Origin of the sequence: Streptomyces polygonati (genome assembly GCF_042650325.1) — a bacterium.
Lineage (GTDB): Bacteria > Actinomycetota > Actinomycetes > Streptomycetales > Streptomycetaceae > Actinacidiphila > Actinacidiphila polygonati.
The window spans coordinates 568,130-583,455 of sequence record NZ_JBHSBB010000014.1 but is presented as its reverse complement, the minus strand read 5'-3'; the positions used below and the strand labels follow the sequence as shown (position 1 = coordinate 583,455).

13 protein-coding genes are annotated in these 15,326 nt (G+C 72.5%); 6 read left to right on the top strand and 7 right to left on the bottom strand.

The window, feature by feature from the left end; all coding sequences use genetic code 11:
• Nucleotides 1-46 precede the first annotated feature (46 nt).
• Nucleotides 47-1,555 carry an arabinofuranosidase catalytic domain-containing protein gene (locus tag ACFO3J_RS23240; protein WP_386432368.1) on the bottom strand — a complete coding sequence of 503 codons (1,509 nt, stop codon included), beginning with the start codon at nt 1,553-1,555 and terminating at the stop codon, nt 47-49.
• Between the two features lie 252 nt (nt 1,556-1,807).
• Between ACFO3J_RS23240 and ACFO3J_RS23235 the strand changes: the two genes are divergently transcribed.
• Nucleotides 1,808-2,713, top strand: a complete 906-nt coding sequence (locus tag ACFO3J_RS23235) for an oxygenase MpaB family protein (RefSeq protein WP_386432365.1) — start codon at nt 1,808-1,810, stop codon at nt 2,711-2,713.
• 255 nt (nt 2,714-2,968) lie between these two features.
• Here the strand turns inward: ACFO3J_RS23235 and ACFO3J_RS23230 are convergent, their stop codons facing one another.
• Nucleotides 2,969-3,991: a DUF4331 family protein gene (locus ACFO3J_RS23230; protein ID WP_386432362.1), complete on the bottom strand. Its 1,023-nt coding sequence runs from the start codon at nt 3,989-3,991 to the stop codon at nt 2,969-2,971.
• Between the two features lie 561 nt (nt 3,992-4,552).
• On the opposite strand from ACFO3J_RS23230, the gene ACFO3J_RS23225 reads away from it, so the two are divergent.
• On the top strand, nt 4,553-5,344 hold the full coding sequence (locus tag ACFO3J_RS23225; RefSeq protein WP_386432360.1) for a LysM peptidoglycan-binding domain-containing protein: 792 nt from the start codon (nt 4,553-4,555) through the stop codon (nt 5,342-5,344).
• Nucleotides 5,345-5,418: 74 nt separating this feature from the next.
• Here ACFO3J_RS23225 and ACFO3J_RS23220 read toward each other — a convergent pair whose 3' ends face one another.
• From ACFO3J_RS23220 to ACFO3J_RS23205, 4 genes are all read right to left on the bottom strand, one after another.
• Nucleotides 5,419-6,255, bottom strand: coding sequence for a lysophospholipid acyltransferase family protein (locus ACFO3J_RS23220; protein WP_386432357.1), 837 nt, complete (start codon nt 6,253-6,255; stop codon nt 5,419-5,421).
• Nucleotides 6,252-6,989, bottom strand: coding sequence for a GNAT family N-acetyltransferase (locus ACFO3J_RS23215; protein WP_386432354.1), 738 nt, complete (start codon nt 6,987-6,989; stop codon nt 6,252-6,254). The genes ACFO3J_RS23220 and ACFO3J_RS23215 overlap by 4 nt, the downstream gene beginning before the upstream one ends.
• Before the next feature lie 660 nt (nt 6,990-7,649).
• Nucleotides 7,650-8,765, bottom strand: coding sequence for a response regulator (locus tag ACFO3J_RS23210; protein ID WP_386432351.1), 1,116 nt, complete (start codon nt 8,763-8,765; stop codon nt 7,650-7,652).
• Between the two features lie 151 nt (nt 8,766-8,916).
• The gene (locus ACFO3J_RS23205) at nt 8,917-10,173 is read right to left on the bottom strand and encodes a S53 family peptidase (RefSeq protein WP_386432349.1); all 1,257 of its coding nucleotides are present in this window, start codon (nt 10,171-10,173) and stop codon (nt 8,917-8,919) included.
• 165 nt (nt 10,174-10,338) lie between these two features.
• Here ACFO3J_RS23205 and ACFO3J_RS23200 point away from each other — a divergent pair, with 165 nt between their 5' ends.
• The 4 genes from ACFO3J_RS23200 to ACFO3J_RS23185 all read left to right on the top strand — a co-directional run bounded on the left by ACFO3J_RS23200 (nt 10,339) and on the right by ACFO3J_RS23185 (nt 14,427).
• Entirely contained in the window at nt 10,339-11,082 is a 744-nt protein-coding gene (locus ACFO3J_RS23200) for a response regulator transcription factor (RefSeq protein WP_386432346.1), read from the top strand.
• Entirely contained in the window at nt 11,069-13,141 is a 2,073-nt protein-coding gene (locus ACFO3J_RS23195; RefSeq protein WP_386432343.1) for a sensor histidine kinase, read from the top strand. The genes ACFO3J_RS23200 and ACFO3J_RS23195 overlap by 14 nt, the downstream gene beginning before the upstream one ends.
• 101 nt (nt 13,142-13,242) lie before the next feature.
• Nucleotides 13,243-13,659: a sortase-dependent protein gene (locus tag ACFO3J_RS23190; protein ID WP_386432340.1), complete on the top strand. Its 417-nt coding sequence runs from the start codon at nt 13,243-13,245 to the stop codon at nt 13,657-13,659.
• An 87-nt stretch (nt 13,660-13,746) separates the two neighbouring features.
• Nucleotides 13,747-14,427 (top strand): class F sortase, encoded by a 681-nt coding sequence (locus ACFO3J_RS23185; RefSeq protein WP_386432337.1) that lies wholly within the window; start codon nt 13,747-13,749, stop codon nt 14,425-14,427.
• Between the two features lie 41 nt (nt 14,428-14,468).
• On the opposite strand, the gene ACFO3J_RS23180 is transcribed toward ACFO3J_RS23185, so the two are convergent.
• A complete protein-coding gene (locus ACFO3J_RS23180) occupies nt 14,469-15,293 on the bottom strand; it encodes an SAM-dependent methyltransferase (protein WP_386432334.1) in 825 nt (274 codons plus the stop codon).
• Nucleotides 15,294-15,326: the final 33 nt, after the last annotated feature.

Genomic DNA, 15,326 nt, shown 5'->3' with positions numbered 1-15,326 from the left:
GGTGCGACGGCCCCGCAGGGCTCGGTGAGAGGCCCTCAGCAGCGACTCAGTGCAGAGCGAACTTCTGGGCCGCCGTGCCGTTGCAGTCCCAGATCTGCAGCCGCGTGCCGTTGGCGGTGGCGCCGCTCGGTGAGTCCAGGCAGCGGCCGGACTGCGGATTGAGCAGCGAGCCGTCCGACTGCTGGTTCCAGACCTGGCCGCCGACCCCGTTGCAGTCCCACAGCTCGACCTTGGTGCCGGCCGCGGTTCCGTTGCCGTTGATGTCCAGGCAGCGGCCGATCGTGCTCAGCGAGCCGTTGGCGTTGTGCGTCCAGAACTGGTCCTCGGCCCAGGACTGGCAGTTCCACAGCTGGACGGCCGATCCGTTCACCCCGGTGTCGTCGGCCGCGACGTCGACGCACTGGCCGCCCGGGCCGGTGATCTGCCCCTGCGGGCCGTTGGGGACGTTGGTCTCCCCGGAGTAGCCGACCGAGACGACATTCGCCTGGACGGAGTTCTCGACGGCGTCGGTCGGGTAGCCGGCGACCATCACGCCCTCGAAGAACGTCCCCATGTTCCAGTTGCTGTTGTCACCGCCGGTGCCCAGGATGATGCCGCCCTCCTGATGCATCGGCTGGTAGCCGCCCCGCGTCGGCAGCGCGCCGTTCCACCAGGTGGACAGCCCGCCGGACTGGGAGTTGCCGCCCTTCAGCGCGTACGTCGTCTGCCCGTTGTTCTTGAGCACCGCCGTGACGAACGCGCTCTTGTTGCCGGCGTTGGCGGTGTTGGAACCGTTGTCGCCCTGGAACATGCCGTTCTCCATGTCGGCCTCGACCCATGGACCGGTGCCGTTGCACGGCGCGAAATAACAGGTGGTGGCGATGCTCACCGCGTCCATGTGGCCGTTGCCGGTGTCGGCGGGCGTGCTCTCGGCGTTGCCGTAGTCGAAGCAGCAGGCGGAGCCGACATGGGTGCCGCTGGCCACCATGTAGGCGCCCTCGGCCTGGCCGTTCACCGCCACGCCGGAGGCGGCCCCGGTGGAGCGGTAGCCGACTCCCGGCGAGATCCAGATGCCGTAGACCTTGTGGCCGCCGGCGGTGACCGAGAGCTCGCTCGCGTCCGCGCCGCGGTCGGCTCCCATGCCGGCCGTGCCCGCCGGCCCGGGGGTGAGGTTGTTGTGGCGGGCGGTCTGGTCGTAGATCTTCGAGATACGGCAGGTGGTGTTCGCGCAGAAGGAGTCCTGCTGCGCGGCGTTCGCGTAACCGCCCTGGGCCAGCAGCCCGATGTCGGCGGTCCCGCCGTTCGAGGCACGGGTGACCTGGTACAGCGGGCCGTTGTAGGAGGAGAAGAGCGCGCGGGTGGTGCTGTGCGCGGCCACGCAGGGGGTGCCGGCCGCGGCGTAGAGGTCGCAGGGCAGCGAGCCCGCTGCCTGGGCCGCGTTCGGGAGGCTGAGGATGGCGCCGAGGAGCAGCCCGAGGGCCGCGACGGCGGACAGTAAGGCCCGTCGGTAGCGAAGAGCGGGTGGTGCCGCGGCGCCCTGGGCGTCTGGTGCGGCGGCAGATCTCGTTGCGCGCATGGTGTGCTCCTGGATGGGGGGAGGGAGCTGTGACTCGTCCGGGCGGCAGTGCCGTTCCACTGCCCGACGACTGGCACGGAAGCTACGCGCGCTGGTCGATTGCGTCAATATTTGTTGCTTTCATTTTTTCCAGCCTCCCGATGCTGTCTGGATCTGTTGCTTTCCCGGCGCCAACGCGGTCGACTCCTCGTCCGGACACCGCTGTTGCGCTAGCCTCGCGCTCACACCGTCCGCGGGAGAAAGCGGAATTCCGTGCCCGAGCCACTCGGCCCCACGTCGCTGGCCTGGCGGTATTTCAGCGACTGGCGGGGCATGCTGCTGAGCCTGTGGGCCGGGTCGATGCAGAACATGCATCCCGGACTCGGCGCCGGCGTCGAGGAGCACTCGCGGTTCTTCGACGAACGCTGGGAGCGGCTGTTCCGCTCGCTCTACCCGATCGCCGGCGTGGTGTACGACGGCCCGGACGCGGCCCGCACCGCACGCGCGGTGCGGGACTACCACCGCACCGTCAAGGGCACCGACCGCCATGGCCGTCCCTACCACGCGCTCGACCCCGACACCTTCTTCTGGTCGCACGCGACCTTCGTCATGGTGCCGGTGCTCGTGTGCGAGTACTTCGGCCGCCCGCTGACGGAGGGCCAGAAGGAGCAGCTCTACGCCGAGAGCCTCCAGTGGTACCGGCTGTACGGCGTGAGCGACCGCCCCGCCCCGGCGGACTGGCGCGGCTTCCGTGCCTACTTCGACCGGATGTGCGCCGAGGTGCTGGAGGACAACTGGGCCACCCGGGCCGTGCTGGACCTCCGGCGCATCGGCAAGCCGCCCGCGCTGGGATGGCTGCCGGACGCCGGGTGGCGCGTGGTCCGCGTCCCGGTCACGCGGTCCTTCGTATGGCTCACCGTCGGGATGTACCCGCCGGTGGTACGGGCCCGGCTGGGCTACCGCTGGTCGCGGCGGAGCGCGCTGGCGCTGCGGCTGCTGGGCCGTACGGTCGCGGCCGGCTGGCGGCTGGTGCCGTTCGAGCGGCGCTACCACCCGCGCGCCCGCGCCGCCTGGCGACGGGCGCGCGGCCTGTCCGTCCCCCCGGTGGAGACGCCGCGGCGGAACCTGCCGCCGGTCGGACGCCGCGACGACCCCCGGCACTACGCGCCCGGGGGATAAGCGGCACACCCGCAGGCGCGTCCGGCCCGGGACCGGCTCCCGCAGGTGAATAGCGGTGTGAATAGGGGGACATGCCGAGCGCACCGTGGGCGAGTGTCCACCGGCACCGGGGAGGACATCCCGAATTCCGGTCCGGACGCGGCCGGTTCGATTCCCGGCATGCGCCGCGCGGAAAAGGCCCGGGTCGTGGACCCGGGCCTTTGTCTTCGTCCGGCAGGGCCTTTCGCGGGCCTCACTCGTGTTCGCCGGCCACGCTCATTCGGGGACGACGTAAGGGAATTCCCCGGTCCGCGCCTGTTTGGCGACGGAGGGGGTGAGCCCGGAGGGGACGGCCATGTTCGTCACGAGGGAGAGCATCGCCTCGGGGGCGTTGTCCGCGTGGGTGCGGCCGTTGCGGGTGGCGAAGCCGTAGCTGGCGGGGGTGGCGACGACGTAGGGCAGCACGTCGGGGAACAGCTGACGGGACACGGTCTCGCCGTAGCCCTGCGGGTCGGCCGAGGTGCCGGTGGCCGCGACGACCGCGGCGACCTGGCCGGCGATGAGCCCGCCGACCGCGGCCAGGTCCTCGGAGGGGTGCCGGGTGTTGGCGGGGTTGGAGAAGTCGGTGTCGCCCGGCCAGAAGATCGGCCACATCATCGGGTGCCCGGCGCGGTTGATCTGCCGCCAGCCGCCGGCGTCGGTGGCCAGCTTCGTCGCGCACCACACTCCGGTACGGGCGCCGGGCCGCAGCTGCGGGTGGTCGTGCGGGATCTCCAGCACGATCGTCTCGACCGAGGTGCCCTTGAAGGTGTTCTCCGCTTTCTGCGGGCGCCAGGACGACAGGTCCACCGCGGTCCCCTTCGCCACCGCCTCATTGATGATGCCCAGCAGGTTCAGGTCGATGTAGAAGGGGTCCGCGATCCGCCCGGCCCAGACCCGGGTGCCGCCCGCGGCGACCGTCTCGCCAGTACGGCCCTCCAGCACCGCCTCGCCCTCGGCGGAGTCCCCGCGCGCCTCGTCACCGGTCAGGACGTGCAGGCGCAGGGCCTGCCGGCCGCCGACGCCGGGCTCGCCGAAGGAGAACCGGTAGGTCAGGGTCTCGACGTCGGCGCCGTCGAAGTGGACCTTGAACTCGTAGCGGGCCTCGGGGTGGAAGCCCGGCTCGGCGAAGACGCCGGTGATGTTGGAGTTGACGTCCATGACGAACACGGTGCTGCCCTCGCCGGGGAACACGAACAGGTCGTCGATGTACAGCTGGCCGTTCTGTGCCGCCAGAGGCGTGTCGAGATGATGGGACATGAAGGGTCCGTTCGTGTCGCGGTCTCGGTTTTCGGGGGCTGGTGGTCCGGTGCCCGTGCAGAGAGATCCTTCCCAGCGGGGCGGGGCCGCCGTACCGGCCAATCAGGTACGCCCGCCCGGGGCGGGGGCCGGGCAGGCCCGGGGGGCGGGGCGCGCGGCCGGAAAACCGCACGCTTTATGTCCGATTTATTCAGGTAAAAGATAAATGGGCACCCGGCGTACCGCTGCCTTCCGAGGGCTTTTCCGGCCCTTGTCCGCCGTTTCCACGACCCCTGGAGCGTCCTTTTCGGGCCGTTGGGTGTGATGCGCGGCATAGGACGTACATCACCTACGAAGGCGGGTAGTGCCGTATCGGCTCGCCGACCGCCCGGATTTCCAGCCGGAATTGGGCAGGGCGCAAAGGCGGCTACTAACCGGCTTAGCACAGAGGGCAATTGTCCAGGCATTTATGGGCTGCTAACAATGTGCTCGCCGCAGAACACCGCTAAACGAAATGCGGGTCGGATTGACGAGGGGGGGGCCGGCACCTGCGGACAAGCAATCCTGGAAGAGGTCCGCACCATGTCCAAGCACGTCTCCAGCCGCTCGATGAGGCCGCGCCTGCTCTCCACCCGCAGCGCCGTCGTCGTCGGCACCTTCGCCGCCCTGACCTGTGCGGTCGTGACCGGCACGGCGCAGGCCGCGAGCGCCCCGCCGAGTTCGCCGAGTTCGCCGTCGACGGCGGGCACGAAGCCCGCGTCGACCACCACCCCCACGTACAGCGTCGTGTCCGGCGACACCCTGTTCGGCATAGCCCGGTCCCACAAGACGCCCGGTGACTGGCCGGCCATCGCGTCGGCCAACAAGATCTCCAGCCCGTACACCATCTACCCGGGCGAGGTCCTGACGCTGCCGACCGGTTCGCCCGCCGCGTCGTCCGGCACGTCGTCCGCCACGTCCGCCGGCACGACGGTCTCCACGGCCTCGGCGAAGACGTCGGCCGCGCCGACCACCGCGTCGACCAGCACGTCCGCCGCGAGCAGCCAGTCCTACACGGACGACCTGGACGGCTGGATCAAGCACTCGCTGGCGATCATGGCGCAGAACGGCATCCCGGGCAGCTACGACGGCATCCAGCGCAACGTCATGCGCGAGTCCGGCGGCAACCCGAACGCCATCAACCTGTGGGACTCCAACGCCGCGGCCGGCCACCCCTCCATGGGCCTGCTGCAGACGATCCAGTCGACGTTCGACGCCTACCACGTGCCGGGCACCTCGATGAACGTCTACGACCCGGTCGCCAACATCACCGCCGCGTGCAACTACGCGTACCACGTCTACGGTTCGATCGACAATGTGAACGGCCCCTACTAAGCCGGCCCTGGCACCCACGAGCCGTACGTCCGCCGACCTGCGTCAGCAGGTCGGCGCACGTCGTGTACGGGAGATCACCGGGCGCCCTCCGACCGCGCCCCGGAGGCCGGGTCCGGCCCCGACACCGCGGCGTAGGCCAGAGCCGCCAGCGAGCGGCGGTCGTGGCCGGCCGGGAGCAGCGCGGGGTGCGGGGTGACCCGCACCGACAGGCCGCGGGCGGCGGCGACGCGGCGGAAGGACGCCACGAAACTGCCGTCGCCGACGTAGGCGGGGAGCGTGCTGGGGGCGCCGTCGCACTCATAGCTGAGCGTGACCGGCCGCACCGGGGCGCCCGCGTCGATCGCCGCCTGGAAGGTGGCCCGGCGGAAGGGTCCCCCCGGCGCCGAGCACCAGGTGGTGCCCTCCGGAAAGACGACCACCGACTCCCCCGAGCGCAGCAGCGCGCCCAGTTCCCGCACGGTGTCCGGCAGGCCCCGCAGGCCGTCGCGGTCGATGAAACGGGTGCCCGCCCGGCGTACCAGCTCTCCTATCACCGGCCATTGCCCCACCTCCCGCTTGGCGAGCAGCGTGGCGGGCTGCACCGCCAGCAGCGCGAGCGCGTCCAGCCAGGAGATGTGGTTGGCCACGACGAGCGTGCCGGTCCGGCCGTCGGGCGCCGGCGCCGAGAGCCGCTCCGTGTCGCACCGCAGCGAGACGTCGAGGTCGGCCAGCAGCGTGCGGGCGCGCCGTCGCAGTTCCTCCCCCTCCCCCAGCCGCTTCCCGGCCGCCGCCGCTCCGGCGAGGGTGGCGACGAAGGCCGCGTAACGCCGTCCCGTCACGGCCCGGCCCACCCCGGCGCCCGCCGCCGGCCGGTCGTCGGTGACGCACGCCTCCGTGCAGGGGGAGACCGCGGCCCAGGCGCTCGCGCTCACAGGTCCTCGCCGAGGTAGTACCGCCGGTAGCGCTCGTTCATCCGCTCCAGGTCCAGCAGGACGAAGAAGTCCGCGTCCCCGAAGTCCCGGTCGTGCGCGGGCGCCCCGCACATCCAGGCGCCGACCCGCAGATAGCCGCGCAGCAGCGGCGGCAGCGAGGAGGGACTGGCCGCGCCGGTCAGCGTGCGCGGGGGCGTCCAGGGGTCGCGGGGGCGGACCCGCAGCTCGGGCGGGCATGCGTATTTCGTGGTGCCCAGCAGCCAGGCGTTGGCGGCGGTCTGGCCGCCGTCGTCCAGCGGCACCGAGGCGCAGCCGGCCAGGTAGCGGTGGCCGGACAGCAGGACGTAGCGGGCCAGCCCGGACCACATCAGGTTGATCACCGTCCCGTCCCGGTGGTCCGGATGGACGCAGGCTCTGCCGGTCTCGACCAGGGAGTGCCGCAGGCCGTTCAGCGCGCCGAGGTCGAACTCGCCGTCGGAGTAGAGGCGGGGGGAGCGGCCGGGCGGCAGCAGCCGGTAGGTGCCGACGACTTCCCCGCTGGTGCGCTCGGTGACGACGAGGTGGTCCACGAACTCGTCGAACTCGTCGATGTCGTGGCCGGGGAGCGGGGTGTGCAGGACGGCGCCCTTCTCCTCGGCGAAGATCTGGTAGCGCAGCCGCTGGGCGGCGCGGATCTCCTCCTGGGTGGAGGCGATGGAGGTGACGTAGGAGCGGGTCGGCAGTGAGGTGTCCATGACAGAGTCACAACTTCCGGTGGTCGGATCCGGCGTGGCGGGAAATCGCGGGCGGAGCCCGCGCCCATTGATGCCCGGGCCCGGTGCCCACCCGCCGACCGCCCGATGTCCGTCCGATGAACGCCGCAAGGGCGCCGTCCTTCGCGGCGCCGCCGCTCCCGCGGACCGGCCTGTCGACCGGGTGCCGCGCCCTCGGAAAACGGGGGAACGCCCCGCGCCGGCGGCCATCCGCTGCCTCGCCGGCGACGCGGCGGATGGCCGCCGGGCGAACATCGCGCGAACGCCACGGGCTCCGCCTCGCGGCTCCGTCCCATCAGGCGCGGGGCGGCCGCGCTGACCGACTCACCCCGTCGCGGCCCTCTCCCGCCTGGCGGCAGGTCGGCCGAGCCCACGCCTCACCGCCTCGCAGCTTCATCCCAGCAGACGCGGAGCCGCCGCACCGGCCGGCTCACCCCGTCGCGGCCCTCTCCCAACACGCGCAGGGGCCGTCGAACAGGCAGGCTTTCTCCGTCCCGGCTCTCTCCCGCCAGGCGCGGAGCCGCCGCACCCACCCGCTCACCGCATCCCGGCCCCCTCCCAGCAGGCGGCGGGCCGCCGCACGAGCGCCTTACCGCGTCGCGGCTCTCTCCCAGCAGGCGCGGAGCCGCCGCACCCACCGCCTCACCGTGTGCCGCGGGCCTCCAGGTACAGCTGGACGAACGCTTCGACCTTGGCCCGGATGATCCAGGGGTCGTACGGCTTGACGAGGTAGTCGACGGCGCCGGCCGTGTAGCCGCGGAACATGTGCGAGGGGTCGCGGTCCATCGCGGTGAGGAAGATGATCGGGATGTTGCGGGTGCGGGCCCGGCGTTTGATGTGGATGGCGGTCTCGTAGCCGTCCATGTCCGGCATCTGCACGTCGAGCAGGATGACGGCGAAGCCCGTGCTGTCCAGCAGCACCTTGAGCGCGGCCTCGCCCGAGTCGGCGGTGACGACCTCGTGGCCCAGCCCGGCCAGTACGGCGCCCAGCGCCAGCAGATTGGGCCGCTGGTCGTCAACGGCCAGGATTCGCGCCGGAGTCCGGCCGGGCGCGACCGCCACCGCCGCGGCGCCGGAGTCGTCACCGTCCGGCGGAAGCGCGGTCAGCGGCTCGTCGACGAGGGCGAGTTGGCGCTCCAGGACGTCGCAGCGGGACTCGGCGAGCATCACCCGCAGCCTGGCCTCCTCCAGATCGGCCTCCAGCGTCTTGACCTGGTCCTTCAGCCGCTGGCGCTCGGCCCGCAGATCCTCGGCGCTGTCCGGTTCGGTCATCAGCGGTTCGTGGCGCGGGCGTTCGGCCGCCCACCGGGTCTCCAGCACGTCCAGCCGTACTTCGAGGTCGGCGATACGGTGCTGGCGGTCCAGCAGCGCGCCGCCCAGCCGGTCCTCCCGTTCGGTGGCGCGGCGTGACTCGCGGTCGGCCTCGGACAGTTGGCGCCGCAGGATCTCCACTCCGTGCGCCGGGCGGATGGTGGCCCGGACCGCGCGCCGGTGCAACTCGCCGACCCGGTCGACGGTCAGGGGTGTGGCCGGGGCACCGTGATCGGTGGCGAGGTCGGCGAACAGGTCGGCGACGAACTTCCACGGCGGTACGCGAACGCCGCTCAGATAGCGCGAGACCGTACCGGCGTCGCGGTAGTGCCGGGCGGCGTAGCGGCGCACCGACACCTCCAGCCCGGCGAACAGCGTACGCAGCGCCTGGGCGAACTGCCGGCAGTCGTCGTTCAAGTCCTCGGCCAGCGGCCGCAGTTCGCCCATCGGGCCACCTCTCACCGGCGGCGGTCGCCGCGCGTGACTGCCGCGGCTGATCACCCCGGCGCCCACCAGAGTGCCCGCCCGCGCCACCGTTGCGGCGCCGCAACGGCACGACGGCAGCGGACGGGCAACGGCGACGACGGCCGCCCCCGGCTCAGCCCTGGAAGGCCGTCACACCGTTGGGGGTGCCCAGTCCGGTCGGGCCGTCGTAGCCGGGACCGGCGTTGCAGAGATACGTGCCGCAGGAACCGTTGGACCCGCTGACCACGTCGTTGAGCGCGCCCGGGTGGGCGTAGGGGAAGGACGCGGGGGAGGAACCCGCCGACGGAACGCCGGCCAGCGCGTAGACCGCCGCGATGATCGGCGCGGAGACGCTCGTACCGCCGAAGACCTCCCAGCCCGGGTCGCCGCCGTAAGTGCCGTACACCGCGACCCCGGTGTCCGGGTCGGCCACCGCGGCGACGTCGGACACCGTCCGCCGGGCGCACAGCGGGTCCGTCTGCCAGACCGGCTTGGCGTCGTAGGACGAGCAGCCCGAACCGGTGCCGTACCAGGCCGTCTCGGACCAGCCGCGCGGCAGCTTGGACCTGATCAGCGTGGTGCCGCCGACCGCGGTGACATACCGCGAGGCCGCCGGGTACTCGACGCCGGCGCTGCCGTCACCCGAACTGGCGGTGATCGCCACGCCCGGGTGGTTGAAGTAGGCGCTGTCGTAGGAGGGGTCGGCGGACGACTCGCCGCCGCCGTAGCTGTTGGAGACGTACTTCGCGCCGAGCGAGACCGCGGTGTTGACGGACGCTCCGAGATTGGCCACCGAGGCCGAGTTCGCCTCCACCAGCAGGATGCGGCACTGCGGGCAGATCGCGCTGACCATGTCCAGGTCGAGGGCTATCTCCTCGGCCCAGCCGGCGTCGGGTCCTGGCAGCGGGCCGTTCTGGCCGATCTTCCGGAAGCAGCCGTTGGCCGTGGTGCAGGCGGGCAGGCCGAAGGCGAGGCGGTACGTCTTCAGGTCCGCTTCGGCGTCGGGGTCGTCGTAGGCGTCGACGATCGCGACTGTGGCGCCGGCACCTCCGGTGGTGGGCAGGGCGTAGGCGCTGTGCAGATCGGCCGGACCGTAGCCGGCCGGGGCCGCCGCCGGACCCACCGAACCGGTCGACCGGGCAAGCGTGTTGACGCCGCCGGTGACCTTCAGCGCCAGGCAGGCCATCATGCCCGGTCGGGTGGCGCGGGCGCAGGAACGCGCGGTGGTGAGGGGGCCCGCGGCGGTGGCGCCGCCTGCCGCGGGGCCGCTGTGCGCCGTGGGCGCGGCGCCCGCCGCCGGCGCCAGGGCGAAGCCCGACAGGGCCAGCCCCGCCACGGCGGTGAGGGCGAGTGCGCCGCGGCGGACCGCCGGGGAGAAGGGGATGCGCAAGCTACTGCCTCCTGTAACGGGTGGCGGAGACGTGCGAGTTGCGTGATCGCTTCGCCGCCTGCTGTGCGCAAAGCGGTGAAAGCGACGGTATTCTGACAAGCTCACGTCAACAAGAGGGCCTGCGGGCCGCCCCGTCCGGAGCCCGTGCTGGCTACGATCGTCGGCGTGTGCGCAGACATCATGGTCGCCGAAGACGACGCGAAACAGGCCGAATTGGTGCGCCGCTATCTGGAGCACGAGGGGCACCGGGTGACGGTCGTCGAGGACGGCCGCGCGGCGCTGGACGCGGTCCGGAGCGCGGAACCCGACCTCCTCGTCCTCGATGTGATGATGCCCAGGGCCGACGGCCTCGACGTGGTGCGGATCCTGCGCGCCGAACGCCGGGAGGTGCCGGTGCTGATCCTGACCGCCCGCAGCGCCGAGGACGATCTGCTGCTCGGCCTCGATCTCGGCGCCGACGACTACATGACCAAGCCGTTCAGCCCGCGTGAGCTGATGGCCAGGGTGCGTACGCTGCTGCGCCGCAACCGGCGGTCGGGCGGCGCGGCTCCGGGCCCCGGGTCCGCCGCCGCCGAGGACACGGCACTGGCGGTGGGCGCGCTCCGCGTCGATCCGGCCCGGCACGAGGTGTCGGTGGGGGGAAGACCGGTGGTGTGCACACCCGGCGAGTTCCGTATCCTCGCCGCGATGGCGGCCGAGCCCGACCGGGTCTTCACCCGGCAGCGGCTGCTGGAGGAACTGCACGGCTTCGAGAAGTACATCAGCGACCGCACCGTGGATGTGCACATCCTCAATCTGCGCAAGAAGATCGAGCACGTACCGCGGCGGCCGGCCCGGCTGCTCACCGTCTTCGGCGTCGGCTACAAGCTGACCGACCCCGCGAAGAACGTGCGCCGTGCCTCGTCGTGACGCGCGGGCGCGGCTGCCGCTCCGCAAGAGCCTGCTCGGCCGGCTGCTGACCATCTCGGCGCTGGTGGCCTCGTGTTCGGTCGCGGCCACCGCCTGGCTCGCGGTGCAGACCACCTCCGGCGCGATCCGCCAGGAGCAGGGGCAGAATCTCAGCGCCGACGCCAAGATCTACAACACCCTGCTGGGCTACGCGGCCACCCACCCCGGCTGGGAGGGCATCGGCGACGAGGTACGGAAGCTCGCCCGCCAGTCCCAGCGCCGGATCGCGCTGACCACCCAGGACCGGCGGCCGATCTTCGACTCGGCCGCGGACCCCGCCGGCTCCGGTGCCGGCGGGGTCGCGGCCGCCGCCCCGCTGCCGTCGCAGGCCTCGGCGGTCGTCGACCCGCTGTCCGTGGACACCGCGCTGGTGCCCGACGCCGCCTCCGCCGGCGCGGACCGCGTCGATCCGCGCGCCGTCGGGCCCTTCCTGCTGCCCGCCAAGGAACGCGCGGACCTGCGGCAGGCCACCGCCAGGAGCGTGGACTGCCTCAACAGCGAGGGCATCGCGGCCGACATCGTGCAGAGCCCCAGCGGGCGGCCCGACATCACGTTCGTCAGCAACTACACCGACCGGGCGATGGAGGTGAAGTGCCTCGCGAGCGAGCCGGTCACTCCGACCCCCACCGAACAGAAAGCCCTGCACGCCCTCGACCAGCTCGCCGACGCCTGCCTGAAACGGCAGGGCCGTTCGGGCGTGAAGCTGAATGTGGACCTGTCCTGGGACCGGGGCTACGGGCAGACGGCCGCCGAACTCGCGTGGCCGGGTGCCTCCCCCGGCTCGCCGGGCTCCGCCGGGCCCCCCGGGTCCTCCCGGTCCGCCGACGCCGCGGCCGAGAAGGCGGCCTCGCTGCGGCAGATGGCCGCGGCGAGGATGGCCAAGGAGAAGGCCGCCGGGCAGCTCGGACAGCTGCCGGAGGCCCGCAACAGCGCCGACGACCGGGCCGTCGCCGCCTGCGTCGACAGCGCCCGCCGCGAACAGCTCACCGCCTATGTCGCGCCGCCCGCGCTGCTGTTCATCGACTACTCCAGTGCCGTCAGCGTGCCCGGATTCGATCTCTCCCCGGCCAACACCGCGCGCATCGCCGCCGTCACGGCGCTGGTCCTGGCGCTCACCGTCGGCGCCTCCGTGATCGCCGGCGTCCGGCTCGTACGCCCGCTGCACGCGCTCACCGGCGCCGCCCAGCGGATGCGCGACGGTCTGGACTCGGCGCCGGTGCCCGTCGGCTCCGACAACGAGATCGGACGGCTGGCCGCCACCTTCAACGACATGGCCTCGCACCGCGCCCGGCTGGAGGAGCAGCGCAAGGTCATGGCCAGCGACGTCGCGCACGAACTGCGGACCCCGCTGAGCAACATCCGCGGCTGGCTGGAGGCGGCGCAGGACGGTCTGGCCGAGCCCGACCCGGCCTTCGTCTCCTCGCTGCTGGAGGAGGCGGTGCAACTCCAGCACATCATCAACGACTTGCAGGACCTGGGGGCGGCCGACGCGGGGGTGCTGCGCCTGCACCGGGAGCCGGTACGCGTCGACGACCTCCTCGGCCAGGTCGCCGCGGTCTACCAGGGGCCGGCCGAGACCGCGGGCGTCACGCTGACGGTCTCCCGGCCGGCGCCCGGCAGCCCCCGGCCGCCGCTCTTCGACGCCGACCCGGTGCGGCTGCGCCAGGCGGTCAGCAATCTGGTCTCCAACGCGCTGCGCCACACGCCGCCCGGTGGCAGCGTGACGCTGCGCTCGTACGCCACCGAGGCCGGTGACGAGGTGGTCGTGGAGGTCGCCGACACCGGCAGCGGTATCGCGGCGGACAGCCTCCCGCATGTCTTCGACCGCTTCTGGCGGGCGGAGAAGTCCCGCAGCCGGAGCACCGGCGGCAGCGGCCTCGGCCTGGCGATCGTCCTCAAACTCGCCGAGGCCCACGGCGGCACGGCGGGCGTGGTGAGCACCGAGGGGGAGGGATCGACCTTCACCGTACGGCTGCCGACCGCGGCCGGCGGCCCTGATGCGATCACCACGACTTCCTGACAGCTTCTTCATATCCGGTCGCCAGTCTTGGGCCGTGCCCGGAACCTGGTGTGCGTCGGCATCCAGGTACCACCAAGGCCGGGCCGGAACTGGAGCCGTACATGTCCCGTCATCTCCGCCTGCGTCTCGCCGTCCTGACCGCTGTCGCGGTCGGCACGCTGCTCGCCCCGGCCACCGCGGCCATCGCCTCCGACACGACCCCGACGCCGGGCTCGACGGCCGCCGCCGCCCAGCAGAGGGCGGACGCCGAGAAGAAGGCCGAAGCCGCGAAGAAGGCCGGGAGCGGCGAGAGGACCAAGGAAGCGGCCCTGCGGGCCAAGGAAGTGGCCGCCGCCCAGGCCGCCAAGAAGGGCTTCCCACGGGGAGCCGTCGCCGCGGGTGAGGAGCCCGCCTCGGACAACGGCGGCGGCACCGGCGTCGGCGCACTCGCCGGTTCGGCCACCGCCGCCCTGCTGCTCGCGGGCGCCGGCACCACGTTCGTCCTGCGCCGCCGCTCGGCGGAGCGGGGCAACGGCTGACCAGGCCGTCCGACCCGGCGCCGGTGGCGCCGCCCGCCGCCGGGCGGCGCCACCGCGTCCTCATCCCGTCCCGCTCTGGAGCCCGCCGTGTCCCCTGCGCGTCATCCGGTACGGCGCTTCGGCACCCTGCCGACCCTCGCCCGCCTCGCCCTCGCCGCCCCCGCGGTCCTCACCGCGCTGGCCGGCTGCTCGGCCGCCCCCGAGGCGACCACCGCGACGACCCCTCCGGCCGTCGTCCGGGCCGCGGCCGTCCCGCCCGGCACCCCTTCGTCCGCGACAGCTCCGCCCGGGACACCCTCGCCCGGGGCCTCCGCGACCCGACCGCCCGCGGACCCGACCCGGGTCAGCATCCCCTCGGTCGGGATCTCCAGTCCGCTGATGAGGCTCGGCCTCAACGCGGACGGAACCGTCCAGGTCCCACCGGCCGACAAGGGCATGACCGCCGGCTGGTACACCGGCGCCGCCGTCCCCGGTGAGGTGGGCGCCGCCGTCATCATCGGCCACAACGACACCCGCTTCGGCAAGGCCGTCTTCCACGACCTGCGGAAGATCGCCGAGGGCGCGGACATCGACGTCACCAACACCCGCGGCGTCACCGAGCACTTCACCGTCACGGCCACCGAAAGCGTCAGCAAGAAGTCCTTCCCGACCCCGCAGGTCTACGGCCCCACCACCGCCCGCGCTCTCCGCCTGATCACCTGCGACGGCGACTTCGACGCCAACGGCCACCCGGTGAACAACCTCATCGTCTTCGCGACCCTGACCTGACGGCCGGCCGGCGGTGCTGCCCGGACGGAATGCCCCCTCGGCTACGGCTTGATGCCCACCCCGGACCACAGACTGACCGTCGCGTCCGTGATGACCTCCTCGTCGACGTTGTTCACGGCGACGTCGGGGCGCCAGCGGTGGCCGACCGATATGCCGGGCTCCAGCAGGTCGAGGCCCTCGAAGAAGCGGCTGACCTCGGTCTTGGAGCGGAACTGGACCGGGGTTCCCGCGCCGTTGTAGATCTGGGCGACCTTGGCCCAGGTCGGCGCGTCGAAGTCGGGGGTGCAGTGGCTGATGGCCAGGGCGCTGCCGGAGGGGAGGGCGCTCATGAGGCGGCGGACGAGGCCGTACGGGTCCTGGGCGTCGGTGATGAAGTGCAGCAGCGCGTTGAGGCTGAGGGCCACCGGCTGCGTCAGGTCCAGGACCTCGGCCAGTTCGGGGGCGTTGAGCAGCACATCGGGGTCGTTGGCGTCGGCCTCGATGTAGGTGGTGCGGCCCTCGCGGGTGCTCCGCATCAGGGTCTCGGCGTACTTGAGGACGAGCGGGTCGTTGTCGGCGTAGACCACCCTGGCCTGGGGGACGACGGCCTGGGCCACCTGGTGCAGATTGGGCTCGGTGGGGATACCGGTGCCGATGTCGAGCCACTGCCGGATGCCGTGCTCCCGGGCCAGGACACGGGTGGCCCGGTGCATGAAGGCGCGGTTCTCCCGGGCGCACACGAAGATGCCCGGATAGACCGACGCGACGCGCTCGGCCGCCTGCTTGTCGACGTCGAAGTGGTCCTTGCCGCCGAGGTAGTAGTCGTACATACGGGCCGAATGCGGCTTGCTGGTGTCGATGTCCCGTGCGGCGTGGGAACCGGTCATCGTGTCCCTCCAGTCCTGGTGCGTCGATCTGCG

Excerpts from the sequence above, each read along its gene's own strand:
- ACFO3J_RS23240 (WP_386432368.1), bottom strand. The coding sequence starts at position 1,555 with ATGCGCGCAACGAGATCTGCCGCCGCACCAGACGCCCAGGGCGCCGCG.
- ACFO3J_RS23230 (WP_386432362.1), bottom strand. The coding sequence starts at position 3,991 with ATGTCCCATCATCTCGACACGCCTCTGGCGGCACAGAACGGCCAGCTG.
- ACFO3J_RS23225 (WP_386432360.1), top strand. The coding sequence starts at position 4,553 with ATGTCCAAGCACGTCTCCAGCCGCTCGATGAGGCCGCGCCTGCTCTCC.
- ACFO3J_RS23215 (WP_386432354.1), bottom strand. The coding sequence starts at position 6,989 with ATGGACACCTCACTGCCGACCCGCTCCTACGTCACCTCCATCGCCTCC.
- ACFO3J_RS23210 (WP_386432351.1), bottom strand. The coding sequence starts at position 8,765 with ATGGGCGAACTGCGGCCGCTGGCCGAGGACTTGAACGACGACTGCCGG.
- ACFO3J_RS23190 (WP_386432340.1), top strand. The coding sequence starts at position 13,243 with ATGTCCCGTCATCTCCGCCTGCGTCTCGCCGTCCTGACCGCTGTCGCG.
- ACFO3J_RS23180 (WP_386432334.1), bottom strand. The coding sequence starts at position 15,293 with ATGACCGGTTCCCACGCCGCACGGGACATCGACACCAGCAAGCCGCAT.